We start from the raw sequence: 15753 nt of genomic DNA on the forward strand, positions 1-15753 counted from the left end.
TTTTGTCGGTCTATTTTTTTGCCCGCCGCCGGTAGAATTCGCGCTTAGACAGACCGCTGACCCGGCCTGTGGTTTCCTTTCGGAAATTGCCCCGCGAGGTCGCGATACCATCTGCCGCTCTTCTTCACCGTGCGCAGCTGCGTTTCGTAATCGACATGGACGAGACCGAAGCGCATGCGGTAGCCTTCCGCCCATTCGAAATTGTCCATCAGGCTCCAGGCGAAATAGCCGCGCATGGGATAGCCGTCCTTGATGAGATCGGCCACAACGTCGAGATGGTCGCCGAGATAGTCGAGGCGCATCGTGTCGTCGACCTCGCCATCGGCGACATCGGTATTGTCGCAGGCACCGTTCTCCGTGATGTAGCACTCCGGCAGCTCGTAGCGGCGATAAAGGTCCTCGACCAGGAGCTTCAGGCCCGGCGCATAGATTTCCCAACCGATGTCGGTCTTGACGTCGCTTGCCGGCGGCGCTTTCACGGTCCAGGGAAAATCGCCCTTGCGGTCGGCATCGTCGGCGACGCGCTCGGGCGTGTAATAATTCAGACCCCACCAATCGAGCTTCTGGCTGATGAGCTTCAGGTCGCCGTCCTCGACGACGGGCATGCGGTCACCGAGCGCCTCGACGAATGCCTTTGGATATTCGCCCTTGAAGACCGGATCGAAGAAGGCGCCGTTGTGGAACTGATGCGCGCGCTCGGCGGCAGCAAGATCGGCCGGCCTAGCGGAGCCCGGGATGATCGAGACGGCGTTCAGCACAAGCCCGACGGGCACGTTCGGGGCCTCCGAACGGATCGCTTCGACGCCGAGGCCGTGGGCGAGGTTCATGGTGTGCATGGCGTGAAGGGCGGCCTGCATGTTGCGCTCGCCCGGCGCATGGATGCCGTAGAGGTGGCTAAGCCAGACGATGCACCAGGGTTCGTTGAAGGTCGCGACGGCGTCGAGACGATCGCCAAGCCGGCTCATCACCGTCTTGGCATAGCGCTGATAGGCGTAGGCGGTCGAACGCGCCGTCCAGCCGCCGTCACCGGCAAGCAGCAGCGGCAGATCCCAATGGTAGAGCGTCGCGAAGGTCTTGATCCCGCGCGCCTTGCAGCCGTCGACGAGCCGATCGTAGAAATCGAGGCCGGCCTCATTCACCGGACCCGTGCCGTCGGGAATGATGCGCGGCCATGCGATCGAGAAGCGATAGGCCTCGACGCCCATCTCCTTGATGAGATCGAGGTCCTGCTCCAGCCGGTTATAGTGATCGCAGGCAACATCGCCATTATCGCGATTGTGGACGCGCCCGGGCATGTTGCAGAAAGCGTCCCAGATGGACGGCTTGCGGCCGTCGGCCTTGCTCGCACCCTCGATCTGGAAGGCGGCGGTGGCGACGCCAAAGGTGAAATCGCCGGGAAAGCGGTCTGCAAGCGTCTTCGCATCGATCATCTGTAACTCCCGTCTCTCAGCGTGTGAATGAATCGTTTCGGCTCGGACTTAATACATGTCGCCCATTGGCGATCGCTTCTTTGATCAGCGGCACAGCGGAGCCTCCCGGCGGTCTTCTGATTGATGCCGTGCGCTTCGAAAGCGTCCTCAGGCTCTCTTGACTATGTTGTATCGCTCGCCGGACTGCCTCCGTCGTCGTGGCGCTCCCATGAAAAACCTGGCCTATAACGCATCCTTTGATTCGGAAGACAAGGATGCCCCATCAAAGCCTGGGATCAAACATCTAGCGACCACGACAACTTCAATCGCTTCGTGCCGGGCGTAGCCGCCGATCAAGCTGCTTCCCATTCGCTCTGCGGGTGGCGATCATTCTCAACGAACTTAAGGATTTGAAGCAGCTCGAAACTCATTGTATTTGTCGTGTCGACAAGAGGAGTTTTTATGTCCAATATTGACCCTAGCTCTCTCCCGGAACGCAAACGTGGCTCCGGCGTGAAAATGGTCTACGACCTGCTGCGCGATGAGATACTCGACCTGAAGCTCGCCCCCGGCAGCCCCATCGATGAGGTGCAGTTGGCGGAGCGGTTCAAGATGTCGCGCACACCGATCCGCGAGGCGCTGGTCCGCCTGGTCGGTGACGGGCTGATAGAAACGTTGCCGAACCGCTCGACCATGGTGTCGAACATCGATTTTCTCAATCTCAGCACGTTCTTCGACGCCCTCGTTCTCATGTATCGGGTAACGACGCGCTTGGCAGCGCAGAACCATCGCCTTGAGGACCTGCCCTCTATCCGTCGCTTCCATGAGGAATATTCGGCGGCGATCGATGCGCGCGACACGCTGGCGATGATCGCGACCAACGCCGCCTTCCACGCCGCCATCGCCGAGGCCGGACGCAACCCTTATTTCACCGGGCTTTTTCGACGGCTGCTCGATGAAGGCCGGCGCATTCTCCGCCTTTACTACCAGTCCTACGACGAACATTTTCCCCAGCAGTTCGTCGATGAACATGCGGAGATAATTGCCGCGATCGAGGCCCGGGATGTCGAGAAGGCCGATCGTCTGGGCAAAATTCACGCCGAACAGATTGTCGCCCAGGTGCAGAAGCTTTTCAGCCGCAATGGCAAGCTCGACATAGCGCTATAGGTCTTGTATTTTTCTTGTCGACAAATAGAACACAAGATGTTATCTCCATCATCGAACGGGTTGGCGACCTCTGCTGGTCGGCCTTCTCGCCGAGCCGCTGAAGGAGATCGACATGAAGGCAAAAATTTTTTCCGGCGTCATTCCCGCCCTGATGACGCCCTGCAGGGACGACCGCACGCCAGACTTCGACGCGCTGGTGCGCAAGGGCAAGGAACTGATCGAAAAGGGCATGTCCGCCGTCGTCTATTGCGGCTCGATGGGTGACTGGCCGCTGCTGACGGACGAACAGCGCATGCAGGGCGTTGAGCGACTGGTCAACGCCGGCATTCCGGTCATCGTCGGCACGGGCGCCGTCAACACCGCTTCGGCTGTCGCGCATGCTGCGCATGCCCAGAAGGTGGGCGCCCAGGGTCTGATGGTGATCCCGCGCGTCCTGTCGCGGGGCACGGTCGTCGCCGCCCAGAAGAACCACTTCAAAGCGATCCTTTCGGCCGCTCCGAACCTGCCGGCCGTCATCTACAACAGCCCCTATTACGGCTTTGCCACCCGCGCCGACCTGTTCTTCGCGCTGCGCCAGGATCACAAGAACCTCGTCGGCTTCAAGGAATTCGGCGGCGCGGCCGACATGCGCTATGCGGCCGAAAACATCACCAGCCGCGACGATGACGTTTCGCTGATGATCGGCGTCGACACCTGCGTCTTCCACGGCTTCGTCAACTGCGGCGCTGTCGGCGCGATCACCGGCATCGGCTGCGTGCTGCCGAAGGAAGTCATCCACATGTGCAAGCTCGCCGAGGCTGCGGCTGCCGGCGATCCGGATGCCCGCCAGCGCGCGCTGGAACTGGAATCGGCGCTTGCGGTGCTCTCCTCCTTCGACGAGGGCCCGGACCTGGTTCTCTACTTCAAGCACATGATGGTGCTGAAGGGCGACCAGGAATACACACTGCACTTCAACGAGACAGACGTGCTTTCCGAAAGCCAGCGCGGCTATGTCGAAGCCCAGCTGAAGCTGTTTGACACCTGGTACGCCGAGTGGAGCAAGCTGCCGGGCGCCGTGCAAAAGTATAAAGCCGCTGCATAATCCATCGATCTAAGCTGAAGGCCCTCCTCGCGGAGGGCCTTTTGTTTGTAAACCGGTGCAAAAGACGACGTCGTCACGAGACCGCTTCGAGACCTTTTTCGAAAAGACGGTCAAGCAGCTCCAACTCGGCGGCCGTCAGTACGACACCTTCCGTCTCGGATTTCTGGCGGGCGACGAAACGGCGCTGCGAAGGCAGGCGGGCGCCGCTGCCGACGATCGCCTCGAAAAGTACCTCGGCGCGGGCGAAGGGATCGCCGGGGCGGCCGGCGGCGAAGGCTTGCGGCGACATCGCGATGATGAGTTCGCCGTGGAAGGGGGCAAGTGTCGTCGTGCCGAGATAGTCGAGCACCTCGGGGCTCGTGAGATCACCGATCATGATGCCGGCGAGCAGTTCGATCATCGTGCCGATGGCCGATCCCTTGTGTCCGCCGAAGGGCAGCATGGCGCCGGCAAGGGCGGCTTCCGGATCAGTCGTCGGATTGCCGTCGGCATCGATCGCCCAGCCCTCGGGAAGCTGCTTGCCGGCGCGGCGGTGCAGCTCGATTTCTCCGCGGGCGGCGACGGAGGTCGCAAAGTCGAAAACGTATGGCGACGTGTCCTTGCGCGGCCAGCCGAAGGCGAAGGGGTTCGTGCCGAGCAGCGGCTTGTTTCCGCCAGCGGGCGCGACGGTCGCATAACTCGGGCACATGACGAGGCCGGCAAGGCCCTCTTTGGTCACCGCCTCCACCTCCGGCCAAAGCGCGGAGAAGTGGCTGCAATCGTTGATGACGAGGGCGGCAATGCCGAGTTTGCGTGTGCGTTCGGCCAGCGCCGGCACGCCGAGCTCGAAGGCCGCATTGGCAAAGCCGCCATTGGCATTGACCTTGACGATGGCCGACCCGTCGTTGAGGTCCAGTTCCGGCATCGCGTCCGGCTTCACCTTGCCTGATTTGACGGTGCGCAGCGCGCCCTCGATGCGGTAGATGCCGTGCGATTTGCAGGCGTCGCGCTCACCGGCGACGATGACGCGGGCAAGCGCCCCGGCCTGCACGGCATTGAGGCCGGCCTTGCGAAAGATGGCGTCGACACGGCCATGCAGGTCGGCAATCGTCAGGGTGGTGTTCGTCATGCTGCGTTTCTCCTCGCCGCAGTTTCATCGAAGGTTGATTTACTCTGCATACATATAGTATGCAAGATTTCAACTTTAGCAGTTCGCCCATTGGCAGTTTGGCAGGGCACTCCAGTTCCGCGAGAAAGGGTACGTCGAATGGCTTTCACTCCCAAGGGTAAACATCTGGTCGCCGGTGCATGGTTGCAAGGTGACGGCACCTTCACCTCGGCGCCCGCCATAGGCCCGGCACATGCCTTCGCTGTTGGCACGGTAGCGCTTGTAAACCGCGCCGCGGAAGCCGCGGAAGAAGCCTTCCTCAGCTACGGCTATTCCTCCCGTGCGACCCGCGCCGCGTTCCTGCGCGCCATCGCCGACGAGATAGAGGCCCGTCGGGACGCCATCACCGAAATCGGCACGCAGGAGACCGGCCTGCCGGTCGCGCGCCTGGAGGGCGAGCGCGGCCGCACGACCGGTCAGCTTCGCCTCTTCGCCGACCATATCGAGAAAGGCGACTATCTCGACCGCCGCTTTGACGCCGCCCTCCCCGACCGCCAGCCGCTGCCGCGCCCAGAAATCCGACTGGTCCAGCGGCCGATCGGCCCGGTCGCCGTGTTCGGCGCCTCGAACTTTCCCCTCGCCTTTTCGACGGCAGGCGGCGACACGGCAGCTGCGCTTGCGGCCGGCTGCCCCGTCGTGGTGAAGGGTCACTCCGCCCATCCGGGCACGGGTGAGATCATTGCCGACGCCATCGAGGCCGCGATCGGCAAAACCGGCGTGCATCCGGGCGTCTTCGCCCTCATCCAAGGCGGCAACCGCCAGGTCGGCGAGGCGCTGGTGCAGCATCCGCTGATCAAGGCCGTCGGCTTCACCGGGTCGCTCGCCGGCGGCCGCGCCCTCTTCAACCTTTGCGCCGCGCGTGCGGAACCGATCCCCTTCTTCGGTGAACTCGGCTCGGTCAATCCGATGTTCCTGCTGCCCGAAGCCATGAAGGCCCGCGCCGAAGGCCTCGGCCAGGGCTGGGCGGGCTCGCTCACCATGGGCGCCGGCCAGTTCTGCACCAATCCGGGCATTGCCGTCATCACGGACGGCGCCGACGCCGACCGCTTCACCGCCGCTGCCGTGGAAGCACTCGGCAAGGTCGGTCCGCAGACCATGCTGACCGACGGCATCGCGAAGGCCTATCAGAACGGCCAGGCGCGCTTTGAGAGCCGCAACACGGTAAAGCCGCTGCTGACGACCGAATCCAGCGGCCGCAATGCGCTGCCGAACCTCTTCGAGATCTCCGGTGAGCAATTCCTCGCCGACCATGCGCTGTCGGAAGAAGTCTTCGGCCCGCTCGGCCTCGTTGTGCGCGTCGGCTCGGTCAGCGAGATGGAAACCCTGGCCCGCAACTTCGAGGGCCAGCTCACCGCGACCATCCATATGGATGCCGGCGACCTTGCCGATGCCAGGCGCCTGCGCCCCATCCTTGAACGCAAGGCCGGGCGCCTGCTCGTCAACGGCTTTCCGACGGGCGTGGAGGTGGTGGACTCCATGGTGCATGGCGGCCCCTACCCGGCCTCGACGAACTTCGGCGCCACGAGCGTCGGCACGATGTCGATCCGCCGCTTCCTGCGACCGGTTTCCTATCAGAACATGCCTGAAGGCCTGTTGCCTGACGAACTCCTCGACTAAACTCAGGGCTCTAAAACATGGTCGAGGCTGAGATTGAACACAGCACCGTCGTAATCGGCGCCGGTATCATCGGCCTTTCGGCCGCGATCGCCGCACAGTCTCGAGGCCTTCGGGTCATCGTGCTCGAACGGGAAGCGCCGGCGGCGGGCGCTTCTGCAGGCAACGCCGGCGCTTTCGCCTTTACCGACATATACCGGCCGCATCCACGCTAGCCGCCAAACGGCAATGGGTGCCTATATGGCGAGGGTCGTATTGCCCTGTACGAGTTCGAGCCGGGCTTGCCAAAAATCCGGCATGGGCTCTGCCTCCGTCATCTGCAACAGCGCCTGTGCGGCCTTCTCTCCGATTTCCGTGCGGGGCACATCGATCGTGGTGAGCCGCGTTCGGACCGCATTGGCGAGCGATGTGCCGTTGAAGCCGACCGCGGAAATCCGCTCGGGCACCGGAAGCCCGGCTTGATGCAGATAGGAAAGCCCGCCCAGCGCCATAGCGTCGTTGAGGAAATGGATGCCATCGATTTCAGGATGCATCCGCATGAGTTGCTCCGTCAGGAAGCGTCCGGTGGCTGCTTGCCGCGGCCTGTCTTCGCAGGTCACGCTGACGAGATCGATGCCGGCGGCCGCAAGCGATGATTTCAACGCGAGATGACGCCGGCGGGCGCTGAGGTCCTTGTCGAGTTCGGCGCCTACATAGGCGATACGCCTCAGGCCGCGATCGAGGAAATGTTTGGCAACCAGGCGCCCCGCGTTCTCATGCGATGGACCGGCACTGAAATCCAGCGCATGCCTGTCGCAATCCCAAAGCTGGATCGCCGGGCAATTCCGTCGCGCCAGAAGCGCTTCCGCATCAACACTCCTTGCCATGCCGCCGTTCAGCAACAGCCCGGCCGGCTGGAACGACAGCATTGCCCGGATCAGGTCCGCTTCGACGGAGGGATCAAATTGCGACTCTCCGATGAATGTCTGGAACCCCCTTGGCCTGAGTATGGCGTTGACCCCGCTGAGGACTTCCGCATAGACGATGTCGCTGATCGAGGGGATGATGACCGCCACGATCCGGCTTCTGCGTGAACTCAGTGTACCGGCGAGGCTGTTGGGCAGGTATCCAAGCTCGTGCGCCGCCTGCCTCACCCTCTGCCGTGTTTCCTCCGAAATGTTGCCTACCTCCCGCAACACCTTCGAGACAGTCATTTTGCTCACCCCCGCCTTGGCGGCCACTTCAGCTAGGGTGACGGTCTTGGGGCGCTCTGAAGCCACGATTTTCTCCCGCTCTTCGATACTTATGAATTCGCTTGACGCAGCATTATGTTATCGATAACTTTGCGCAAGGTTAGCGATAACCTTAAAGCTGGCAGCATGCAATCTCAAGTCCTTCCGAAAGCCGCCCGGTCGGCGCAATGGAAGGCTCTTATGCTGGCGATGGGAGGTACGGCACAGGGGTTCGCAAGGCTTCGAAGCAGAAGCGAGCGAAAGCTTGACCGTTTGAAATCATCCAGAGGAGGAAGGTCAATGAAGTTTTCAAATAGCATCCGAACCGCACTCGCCGCGATCGGGATCGTCGCGGCCGGCTTGGCGTCTGCTGTCGAGGCGCATGCCGTCACGCTGAACGATATCATCTCGCGCGGCACCGTCCGTATCGGCGTCCTGACCGGCGCGCCGCCCATGGGAATGGTCGATGAAAAGGGCAACCCCACCGGCTACGATGTCGACGTCGCGAACCTGATCGGGGGCTATCTGTCGCTGCCGGTCGAGCTTGTGCCGTTAACGCCGCCGGCCCGCATTCCTGCCTTGCAGACCGGTAAGGTCGACTTCCTCGTCGCCACCCTGGCGCCGACGGGAGAGCGCGCCAAGACCGTGATGTTCACACAACCCTACAGCGCCTTCAACATGGACATTATTTCCGGTCCCGACCAGAAATTTGCCAAGCTTGCCGATCTCGAAGGCAAGCGCGTTGCCGCCAACCGGGGTTCGTCGCAGGAAACAGCGCTCCGCAAGGCTGCGATCCCAGGTCTGGAAATCGTTGTTTACGAAGATGATTCCACAAGCGCGCAGGCGCTGATCGCCGGCCAGGTTGATGCCGTCGCGCTGCCCTCGACGGTTGGCGATGCGATAATCAAGCAGCGCCCGGATGCCGGCCTGCAGGTCGGCTTCACTTTCTTCCAGCAGGGAAACTCGATGGCCACCAAGCTGGACGATTTCGAGCTGCGCCAATGGCTCAACACCGCTATCTACCTGATGAAGATCTCCGGCGATCTCGACAAGATTGCGACCAAGTGGACCGGCCGGCCGATGCCGACGCTGCCGACGTTCTGACCGCAGTTCTCGAGGATCCGCCGGCCAATGCTCCGGCGGATTTCCCATAACCACGGAGTCCTCATGTCCTACACATTTCAGTTCGGCGTGCTGGCCCAATACCAGGAGCAGATCTTCAGCGGTATCTGGCTGACGATCAAACTGTCGGTGCTGTCGATCATTCTCGGCTGCGCTGCCGGCATCGCGCTTGCCTCGGTACGCTCCATCTGGGGCGGTGTGGTCCGCCTTCTCGTCGATGCCTATGTCGAGATCATCCGCAATACGCCCTTCTTGGTCCAGCTGTTCATCGTTTATTTCGGCCTGCCGGGCCTCGGCCTGCGCGTCGGCGCCGATACGGCTGCGCTGATCGGCATGACAATCAACCTTGCCGCCTATTCGACGGAGATCATTCGGGCCGGCATCGAGGCAGTCCACAAGTCGCAGATCGAGGCCGGCGAGGCCTTGGGGCTTACGCGCTTCCAAATCTATCGCCATGTCATCATCGTGCCGGCGATCGCCAAGGTCTATCCGGCACTGTGCAGCCAATTCGTGCTGATGATGCTGGCCTCCAGCATTTGCTCAGCCATCTCGACCCAGGAACTCGCCGCCTCGGCTGCCTTCATCGAATCGCAGACCTACCGGTCCTTCGAAATCTATATTGCGGTCACGCTGATCTATCTTGCCCTGGCGCTGGCACTACGCGCCGCCCTCGCCTTGATCGGCATGTGGCTTTTCGGCCGTCGTGTCGCCCGGCGAGCGATGACGGCGCTTCCGGAGGTGCAGGCATGACCCTCACGACCTTTGGTGCCGATCAGTTCGGCTTTCTTCTTCTATCGCTGCAATGGACGCTCCTGCTGACGGTTATCGCGCTGATCGGCGGCGGTCTGCTGGGCTTTGCCGTTGCGCTGGCCCGGACGGCACAGCCAAAACCCGTGCGAATTGCGGCAGCCACCTACATCCAGATCATCCAGGGCATTCCGGTGCTGATGATACTGTTCCTCTCTTATTACGGTCTCAGCCTCGCCGGCTTGGAACTGCCGCCCCTCTTCGCGGCAGGAGCGTCTATGACGATTTACGCCTCCGGCTATCTTGCGGAAATCTGGCGGGGCTGCATCCAGGCGGTGCCGAAGCCGCAATGGGAGGCTTCGGAATCCCTCGCCATGACCAGATTGCAGCAATACCGCTATGTGATCCTGCCGCAGGCCATGCGCATCTCCTTGCCGCCGACAGTCGGTTTTGCCGTCCAGGTGGTGAAGAATACCTCGATCGCCTCGATCATCGGCTTCGTCGAGCTTGCCCGCGCCGGGCAGCTCATCAACAACGCGACGTTCCAGCCATTCCGCGTCTTCCTCGTGGTCGCCGCGCTTTATTTCGTCGTCTGTTATCCATTGTCCCAGCTCTCGCGCTTGCTGGAAAGGAGGCTTCATGCCGGAAGTAGTCGTTGAAAACGTCCACAAGAGCTTTGGTGCTCTCGAAGTCCTCAAGGGAGTATCTCTGACGGTCGGCCGCGGGGAAGTCTTTGCGCTGATCGGCCGTTCGGGCTCGGGCAAAAGTACGCTTCTGCGCTGCATGAACGGCCTGGAAAAGATCAATTCCGGCCGCATCGAAATTGCCGGCCATACACTCGGGCACGACGCAAAGGCGCTTCGCAAGCTCCGCACCGATGTCGGCATCGTCTTCCAGAGCTACAATCTCTTTCCGCATTTGACGGTGGGCGAGAACATCATGCTGGCGCCGAGGATCGTCAAGGACGTTGCGAAGGCGAAGGCCCGCGAGGTTGCCCACGAGGTACTTAAGCTCGTCGGCTTGTCAGAAAAGTTCGACTCCTACCCGGACCAGCTTTCCGGCGGCCAGCAGCAACGCGTCGCCATCGCCCGCTCGCTCGCGATGCGGCCGAAGGTCATGCTCTTCGACGAAGTGACATCGGCGCTCGATCCGGAGCTCACCGAAGAAGTGCTCACGGTGATGGAACAGCTCGCCCGCGATGGCATGACAATGATCCTCGTGACGCATGAAATGGCTTTTGCCCGGCGCGTCGCGACGCAGACGATCTTCATGCACAAGGGAAAAATCTGGGAACAGGGACCGTCTGCAGCGCTCTTCGCCGATCCACAGACACCGGAACTGCGGCAGTTCGTAAAATCCGACGTCAAATAACGGATTTTGCACCTTGTCGTCCGGCCATGAGTTGCGGCGACGCCTGTTTACGTGGCAGGCATCGCCAACCGGCGTGCGGGCGGGATAAAAGCCTGCGATGACGGGCGCGGAGGAACGGGCCTGGGATCCAAGGAGAATATTCAATGCACTCCCGCAGAGAGTTCCTGATCATGGCCGCCGGTGCCGGCGCACTTGTGTCGGTCGACGTTCCCGCGTTCGCGCAAGAGGATACAGAACATGTGAAGCGGGCAACGGCGATTACGCAGGTCTTCGGCGACGGCGCCAGGCTGACGGCGGTAGCTGTCGAATATGATGCAGCCGTCGATGGAAGGAGCCTGTCTCCCGACACTTTCCGGGTCGAGGGCCGCACGGTGACCGGCGTCTTCACGAGCGCCTCCGCCGATCCGGCCGGCCGGGCGGATGCCGGCCGTTTCGTGATCGTCACGCTCTCACCTGATGATGCGAAGGCCGGTCTGGCCACGAAGATCGTAGCCCGCTCTTGATGCCGTACCGTTCGGTACCGTGCCAGTCGTGTAGCCGGAAAACAAAGTGGAAAAACCGCAACGTTACAGCAGTCTGTGAAGCGGCGCGTCTGCAGCATCCTGTCGCCGTGACCCGCCGGACTCTCCGACGCTGACCGCTCTCATAACGTGAACGTCAGAAGTCGTGACTTGCCGCCGCGCCCGCGATCACCGACACAGCCAAGACATCGCAAACATGAAAGGAATCCGATGCTGTCTTCGATCCATTTGCTGCAGCCGCATCTGCTGAGCCTGCTGCGCGTCGTCTCGTCACTGGTGCTGTTCAGCTACGGAACGCAGAAGATCCTGCATTTTCCGGCTGCGGCAAGCGTGCCGCCGATGGGCTCGCTCTCCTGGATTGCCGGGCTGATCGAACTCACCCTCGGCTTCCTCGTCCTGGTCGGATTCCAGACCCGCATCGCAGCCTTCGTGCTTTCGGGCCTGATGGCCTTCGCCTATTTCATCGGCCATGCGGGAAAGAGCTTTTATCCCGCGCAGAATGGCGGCGTCGCAGCGATCCTGTTCTGCTTCGTATTTCTCTATCTGGTGGCGGCAGGTGCCGGGCCGCTCAGCGTCGATAGCCTGATGAAGCGCAACCGCGCTGCGGCCTGACGAATGACGGACAAGCCGAGGCGGCCATTGGCCGCCTCGGCATTTTCCCGGGCTCCGCGCCATTCCAGGCGCGGATCGCCAAGCTCAGAGCTTGACCCAGGCGCCGTTTTTCTTGGACGAGGCGACACAGGCCTCGACGAAGGCGACACCCTTCACGCCATCGTCGACCGTGGGATAGACCACCGCCTTGTCGACCGCCTTGCCCTTCTTGCGGGCATTGATCGCATGCGCGGCTTCCGTATAGATCGTCGCAAACGCCTCGAGATAACCTTCCGGGTGCCCTGACGGCACGCGCGTAACGCGGCCGGCGGCCGCTCCGGCGCCGGCGCCGCCGCGGGTGATCAGCCGCTTCGGCTCGCCGAAGGGCGTGTACCAAAGATAATTCGGATCCTTCTGCGTCCATTCCAGCCCGCCCTTCGTGCCGTAGACGCGCACCATCAGGCCGTTCTCATGGCCGGGCGCAACCTGGCTGCACCAGAGCATGCCCTTGGCCGGCTTCTCCGAGCCCTTCGCCTTGAAGCGCAGCATGACATGGGCATTGTCGTCCAGCCGCCGGCCGGGCACGAAACTGTCGAGATCGGCGGCCAGGCTGTCGAGTTCCAGGCCAGTGATGAAGGAGGCGAGATTATAGGCATGCGTGCCGATATCGCCTGTGGAGCCGCCAACGCCGGACTGGGCCGGATCAGTGCGCCAGGCGGCCTGTTTCTGGCCGGTCTGCTCGACCGCCTCGGTCAGCCAGTCCTGCGGATATTCGGCCTGGACGACTCTGATATCGCCGAGTTCGCCGTTGGCGATCATCTCGCGCGCCTGGCGGACCATCGGATAACCCGTATAATTATGCGTCAGCACGAAGAGCGCGCCGTTTTCGTCGGCGACCTTTTTCAGCTTCTTGGCATCGGCAAGGTTCGACGTCAGCGGCTTGTCGCAGATGACGTGAATGCCGCGCTTCAGGAATTCCTTGGCTGCGTCGTAATGCACATGGTTCGGCGTGACGATCGCCACCGCCTCAATGCCGTTCTTCAGCTTCGCCTCGCGGATCGCCATCTCGCGGTAGCTGGAATAGGTCCTGGACGGATCGAGGCCGAGATCGCGGCCCGACTGTACCGCCTTGTCAGGCGTCGACGACAGCGCCCCGGCGATAAGATCGTACTGATCGTCGATGCGCGCCGCGATGCGGTGCACCGCACCGATGAACGCGCCGGCGCCGCCGCCCACCATGCCGAGCCGGATGCGCGGCTCGCGGGTCTGTTCGGATGATGCTTCGATTGCCATTCTTGTCCTCCTGGAATTTAAACTCATGCGGATGCGCCCCTCCTCCGGCTGCCGCCACCTTCTCCCCGCCCGCGGGGAGCAGGGGATTTGCCGCACCGTCTCCGTCCCGCTCCAACATTTCGTGGGGCAAGTCCCCTCTCCCCGTCCGAACGGGGAGAGGGTTAGGGTGAGGGGCAACCTCCCGGCATGCCCGATGTCTCAGAGCCCCAGCATCCGCCGGTTCGCCGCCTGATCGGTGCCGCTGCCGGCAAAATCGTCGAAAGCTTTTTCGGTGACGCGGATGATATGGGCGGCGACGAATTCGGCTCCTTCGCGGGCGCCGTCCTCCGGATGTTTCAGCGCGCACTCCCATTCGACAACGGCCCAGCCGTCGAAATTATTGGCCGTCATCTTCGAGAACACCGCGCCGAAATCGACCTGGCCGTCGCCGAGCGAGCGGAAGCGTCCGGCGCGCTCCACCCAGCCCTGATAGCCGCCATAGACGCCCTGGCGCCCGGTCGGATTGAACTCCGCATCCTTGACGTGGAACATCTTGATGCGGTCCTTGTAGATGTCGATGTTGTCGAGATAATCGAGGCACTGCAGGACATAATGCGAGGGATCGTAAAGCATGTTGGCGCGCGGATGGTTCTTCACGCGCTCCAGGAACATCTCGAAAGTGATGCCGTCATGCAGGTCTTCACCGGGATGGATCTCGTAGCAGACGTCGATGCCGTTTGCGTCGGCATGATTGAGGATCGGCGTCCAGCGGCGGGCGAGTTCGTCGAAGGCTGTTTCGACCAGGCCGGCGGGACGCTGCGGCCAGGGATAGATGAAGGGCCAGGCGAGCGCGCCTGAGAAGGTCGCATGCGCCTTGAGGCCGAGGTTTTTCGATGCCATCAGCGCCATCTTGACCTGCTCGACCGCCCATTCCTGGCGCGCCTTGGGATTGCCGCGCACCTCCGGAGCTGCAAACCCGTCGAAGGCTTCGTCATAGGCCGGGTGAACGGCAACGAGCTGGCCCTGCAGATGGGTGGAGAGTTCGGTGATCTCGATACCGTTTTCGCGGGCCTTGCCGGCGAATTCGTCGCAATAATCCTTGGAGGTCGCAGCCTTCTTCAGATCGATCAGCTGGCTCGCCCAAGTCGGCACCTGGACGCCTTTGTAACCGATGTCGGCCGCCCATTTGGTGATCGCGTCCCAGGAATTGAAAGGCGCGGCATCGCCCGCGAACTGGCCAAGGAAAAGGCCGGGGCCCTTGATCGTCTTCATGTCAGATTCCTCCCTGAATATCGACCGTAAACGTTTCTGAAATGTTGTAGCACGCAATTTTGCGGGCGCAAGGCGCCTTTTCACCCTCGCTCGCGGATCTGGCGTGAGCCCGGATGCGATATGGCTGCGAGCTAATCATGATGGGCTTTGGCGGGCAAGAGGTACGTGCAGCATTTTCAGGCTGCATGCCGATGGAAAGACAGAAAGGCGCCCATTCTTTCGAATGGGCGCACGTCTCCGATCGCGATCAGAACGGCGAATCGGGGAAGTAGAAGTTCTTGGCATTCTCCTTGGTGACGAGCGTCGCATCGAGGATGTAGTTGCCATGAACGGGGACCTGATCGTAGAGCGCGGCGGCCGTCAGCTCCATCGCCGTGCCGACCATTGCCGGCGGATAGAGAACGTCGACCGGGATCAGCTTGTCGCCGTCCATGACCTTCTTGATCATGTCCTTGGAGCCGGCGCCGGCAACGACATACTGGATGTCGGTGCGCTTGGCCTGCTCGATCGCCTGCAGAACGCCGACCGCCATATCGTCGTCCTGGCACCAGACGACGTCGATCTTCGGGTACTTGGTCAGATAGTCCTGCATCACCTTGAAAGCGTCGTCGCGGTTCCAGTTGCCGTACTGGCGGTCAAGAACCTTGACCTTGGAGCCGGCGATACCCTTGTCGAAGCCGTCCTGGCGCTGCTGGTCGATCGGGATCGGCAGGCCGCGGATGACGACGACTTCAGCCTCCGGCGTCTTTTCGGCAATGTACTTGCCGGCGACTTCGCCGAGCGCCGGATTGTTGCCGGCGACATAGAGGTCGCGCACGGAGTTGTCGTTGTTGGACGGTGCGCGGTCGACCAGCGCCACGAACTTGCCCTTGTCCTTGACTTCCTTGATGGCGTTGACGAGCGGATCCGGATCCGATGGCAGGATGACGAGGGCGTCGATGCCCTGCGTATCAAGGTCCTGCACGGCGTTGGCCTGCGTCGCGGCATCCGGCGAAGTCTTGACGATGACGTTCAGGCCCGGATGTTCGGCCATCAGCTTCTTGGCAACGCGCTCGGCGTGGAACACGACCCCGGAAGTCCACCCGTGGTCGGCGGCCGGAATGGATACGCCGATCGTGTAGTTCTTGTCCTGGGCGTAGGCTGCGCCGGCAAAAGCCACCCCCGCAACCGCCAGACCCAACATGAGCTTGCGCATGCTATTTCCTCCCAAAAATATCAGGGACTTGTC

General features: G+C 62.0%; 15 protein-coding genes and 2 pseudogenes. 10 read left to right on the top strand and 7 right to left on the bottom strand.

What is annotated here, in order from left to right:
* Positions 1 to 44: 44 nt before the first annotated feature.
* Both CO655_RS07050 and CO655_RS07055 read right to left on the bottom strand, forming a co-directional pair.
* Positions 45 to 1430: a GH1 family beta-glucosidase gene (locus CO655_RS07050; protein ID WP_097664201.1), complete on the bottom strand. Its 1386-nt coding sequence runs from the start codon at positions 1428 to 1430 to the stop codon at positions 45 to 47.
* A gap of 110 nt (positions 1431 to 1540) precedes the next feature.
* A pseudogene (locus tag CO655_RS07055) lies at positions 1541 to 1656 on the bottom strand (IS481 family transposase); the annotation flags it as partial.
* Between the two features lie 215 nt (positions 1657 to 1871).
* Between CO655_RS07055 and CO655_RS07060 the strand changes: the two are divergent.
* Together CO655_RS07060 and CO655_RS07065 are read left to right on the top strand one after the other, a co-directional pair.
* On the top strand, positions 1872 to 2576 hold the full coding sequence (locus tag CO655_RS07060) for a GntR family transcriptional regulator (protein ID WP_097664202.1): 705 nt from the start codon (positions 1872 to 1874) through the stop codon (positions 2574 to 2576).
* Between the two features lie 112 nt (positions 2577 to 2688).
* Positions 2689 to 3657 (top strand): dihydrodipicolinate synthase family protein, encoded by a 969-nt coding sequence (locus CO655_RS07065; protein WP_010030470.1) that lies wholly within the window; start codon positions 2689 to 2691, stop codon positions 3655 to 3657.
* 73 nt (positions 3658 to 3730) lie between these two features.
* Here the strand turns inward: CO655_RS07065 and CO655_RS07070 are convergent, their stop codons facing one another.
* A complete protein-coding gene (locus tag CO655_RS07070) occupies positions 3731 to 4765 on the bottom strand; it encodes an Ldh family oxidoreductase (RefSeq protein ID WP_097664203.1) in 1035 nt (344 codons plus the stop codon).
* 138 nt (positions 4766 to 4903) lie between these two features.
* Here CO655_RS07070 and CO655_RS07075 point away from each other — a divergent pair, with 138 nt between their 5' ends.
* Positions 4904 to 6421, top strand: coding sequence for an aldehyde dehydrogenase (NADP(+)) (locus CO655_RS07075; protein WP_097664204.1), 1518 nt, complete (start codon positions 4904 to 4906; stop codon positions 6419 to 6421).
* 17 nt (positions 6422 to 6438) lie between these two features.
* A pseudogene (locus CO655_RS07080) lies at positions 6439 to 6612 on the top strand (FAD-dependent oxidoreductase); the annotation flags it as partial.
* A gap of 42 nt (positions 6613 to 6654) precedes the next feature.
* Here the strand turns inward: CO655_RS07080 and CO655_RS07085 are convergent.
* Positions 6655 to 7677, bottom strand: coding sequence for a LacI family DNA-binding transcriptional regulator (locus CO655_RS07085; protein ID WP_097603880.1), 1023 nt, complete (start codon positions 7675 to 7677; stop codon positions 6655 to 6657).
* Positions 7678 to 7929: 252 nt separating this feature from the next.
* Here CO655_RS07085 and CO655_RS07090 point away from each other — a divergent pair, with 252 nt between their 5' ends.
* The 6 genes from CO655_RS07090 (at position 7930) to CO655_RS07115 (ending at position 12002) form a co-directional block, all read left to right on the top strand.
* Positions 7930 to 8733 (top strand): transporter substrate-binding domain-containing protein, encoded by an 804-nt coding sequence (locus CO655_RS07090; protein ID WP_097603879.1) that lies wholly within the window; start codon positions 7930 to 7932, stop codon positions 8731 to 8733.
* A 63-nt stretch (positions 8734 to 8796) separates the two neighbouring features.
* Entirely contained in the window at positions 8797 to 9501 is a 705-nt protein-coding gene (locus CO655_RS07095) for an amino acid ABC transporter permease (RefSeq protein ID WP_097603878.1), read from the top strand.
* Positions 9498 to 10157 (top strand): amino acid ABC transporter permease, encoded by a 660-nt coding sequence (locus CO655_RS07100; RefSeq protein WP_097603877.1) that lies wholly within the window; start codon positions 9498 to 9500, stop codon positions 10155 to 10157. The genes CO655_RS07095 and CO655_RS07100 overlap by 4 nt, the downstream gene beginning before the upstream one ends.
* Positions 10138 to 10869: an amino acid ABC transporter ATP-binding protein gene (locus tag CO655_RS07105; protein ID WP_097664205.1), complete on the top strand. Its 732-nt coding sequence runs from the start codon at positions 10138 to 10140 to the stop codon at positions 10867 to 10869. The genes CO655_RS07100 and CO655_RS07105 overlap by 20 nt, the downstream gene beginning before the upstream one ends.
* A gap of 143 nt (positions 10870 to 11012) precedes the next feature.
* Positions 11013 to 11372, top strand: a complete 360-nt coding sequence (locus CO655_RS07110) for a hypothetical protein (protein WP_097664206.1) — start codon at positions 11013 to 11015, stop codon at positions 11370 to 11372.
* Between the two features lie 228 nt (positions 11373 to 11600).
* The gene (locus CO655_RS07115; RefSeq protein WP_097664207.1) at positions 11601 to 12002 is read left to right on the top strand and encodes a DoxX family protein; all 402 of its coding nucleotides are present in this window, start codon (positions 11601 to 11603) and stop codon (positions 12000 to 12002) included.
* A gap of 84 nt (positions 12003 to 12086) precedes the next feature.
* Here the strand turns inward: CO655_RS07115 and CO655_RS07120 are convergent, their stop codons facing one another.
* The 3 genes from CO655_RS07120 to CO655_RS07135 form a co-directional block, all read right to left on the bottom strand.
* On the bottom strand, positions 12087 to 13274 hold the full coding sequence (locus CO655_RS07120) for a Gfo/Idh/MocA family oxidoreductase (protein ID WP_097603873.1): 1188 nt from the start codon (positions 13272 to 13274) through the stop codon (positions 12087 to 12089).
* 198 nt (positions 13275 to 13472) lie between these two features.
* Positions 13473 to 14525: a sugar phosphate isomerase/epimerase gene (locus tag CO655_RS07130; protein WP_097664208.1), complete on the bottom strand. Its 1053-nt coding sequence runs from the start codon at positions 14523 to 14525 to the stop codon at positions 13473 to 13475.
* Positions 14526 to 14772: 247 nt separating this feature from the next.
* Positions 14773 to 15720, bottom strand: coding sequence for a substrate-binding domain-containing protein (locus CO655_RS07135; RefSeq protein ID WP_097580447.1), 948 nt, complete (start codon positions 15718 to 15720; stop codon positions 14773 to 14775).
* Positions 15721 to 15753 lie beyond the last annotated feature (33 nt).

The sequence above is a fragment of the Rhizobium sp. M1 genome, assembly GCF_002531805.1.
Classification (GTDB): Bacteria; Pseudomonadota; Alphaproteobacteria; order Rhizobiales; family Rhizobiaceae; genus Rhizobium; species Rhizobium etli_C.

Bases quoted from the DNA above. Each gene is read 5' to 3' on its own strand.
- CO655_RS07050 (WP_097664201.1), bottom strand. From the start codon at position 1,430: ATGATCGATGCGAAGACGCTTGCAGACCGCTTTCCCGGCGATTTCACC.
- CO655_RS07060 (WP_097664202.1), top strand. From the start codon at position 1,872: ATGTCCAATATTGACCCTAGCTCTCTCCCGGAACGCAAACGTGGCTCC.
- CO655_RS07065 (WP_010030470.1), top strand. From the start codon at position 2,689: ATGAAGGCAAAAATTTTTTCCGGCGTCATTCCCGCCCTGATGACGCCC.
- CO655_RS07070 (WP_097664203.1), bottom strand. From the start codon at position 4,765: ATGACGAACACCACCCTGACGATTGCCGACCTGCATGGCCGTGTCGAC.
- CO655_RS07075 (WP_097664204.1), top strand. From the start codon at position 4,904: ATGGCTTTCACTCCCAAGGGTAAACATCTGGTCGCCGGTGCATGGTTG.
- CO655_RS07090 (WP_097603879.1), top strand. From the start codon at position 7,930: ATGAAGTTTTCAAATAGCATCCGAACCGCACTCGCCGCGATCGGGATC.
- CO655_RS07095 (WP_097603878.1), top strand. From the start codon at position 8,797: ATGTCCTACACATTTCAGTTCGGCGTGCTGGCCCAATACCAGGAGCAG.
- CO655_RS07100 (WP_097603877.1), top strand. From the start codon at position 9,498: ATGACCCTCACGACCTTTGGTGCCGATCAGTTCGGCTTTCTTCTTCTA.
- CO655_RS07105 (WP_097664205.1), top strand. From the start codon at position 10,138: ATGCCGGAAGTAGTCGTTGAAAACGTCCACAAGAGCTTTGGTGCTCTC.
- CO655_RS07110 (WP_097664206.1), top strand. From the start codon at position 11,013: ATGCACTCCCGCAGAGAGTTCCTGATCATGGCCGCCGGTGCCGGCGCA.
- CO655_RS07115 (WP_097664207.1), top strand. From the start codon at position 11,601: ATGCTGTCTTCGATCCATTTGCTGCAGCCGCATCTGCTGAGCCTGCTG.
- CO655_RS07120 (WP_097603873.1), bottom strand. From the start codon at position 13,274: ATGGCAATCGAAGCATCATCCGAACAGACCCGCGAGCCGCGCATCCGG.
- CO655_RS07130 (WP_097664208.1), bottom strand. From the start codon at position 14,525: ATGAAGACGATCAAGGGCCCCGGCCTTTTCCTTGGCCAGTTCGCGGGC.
- CO655_RS07135 (WP_097580447.1), bottom strand. From the start codon at position 15,720: ATGCGCAAGCTCATGTTGGGTCTGGCGGTTGCGGGGGTGGCTTTTGCC.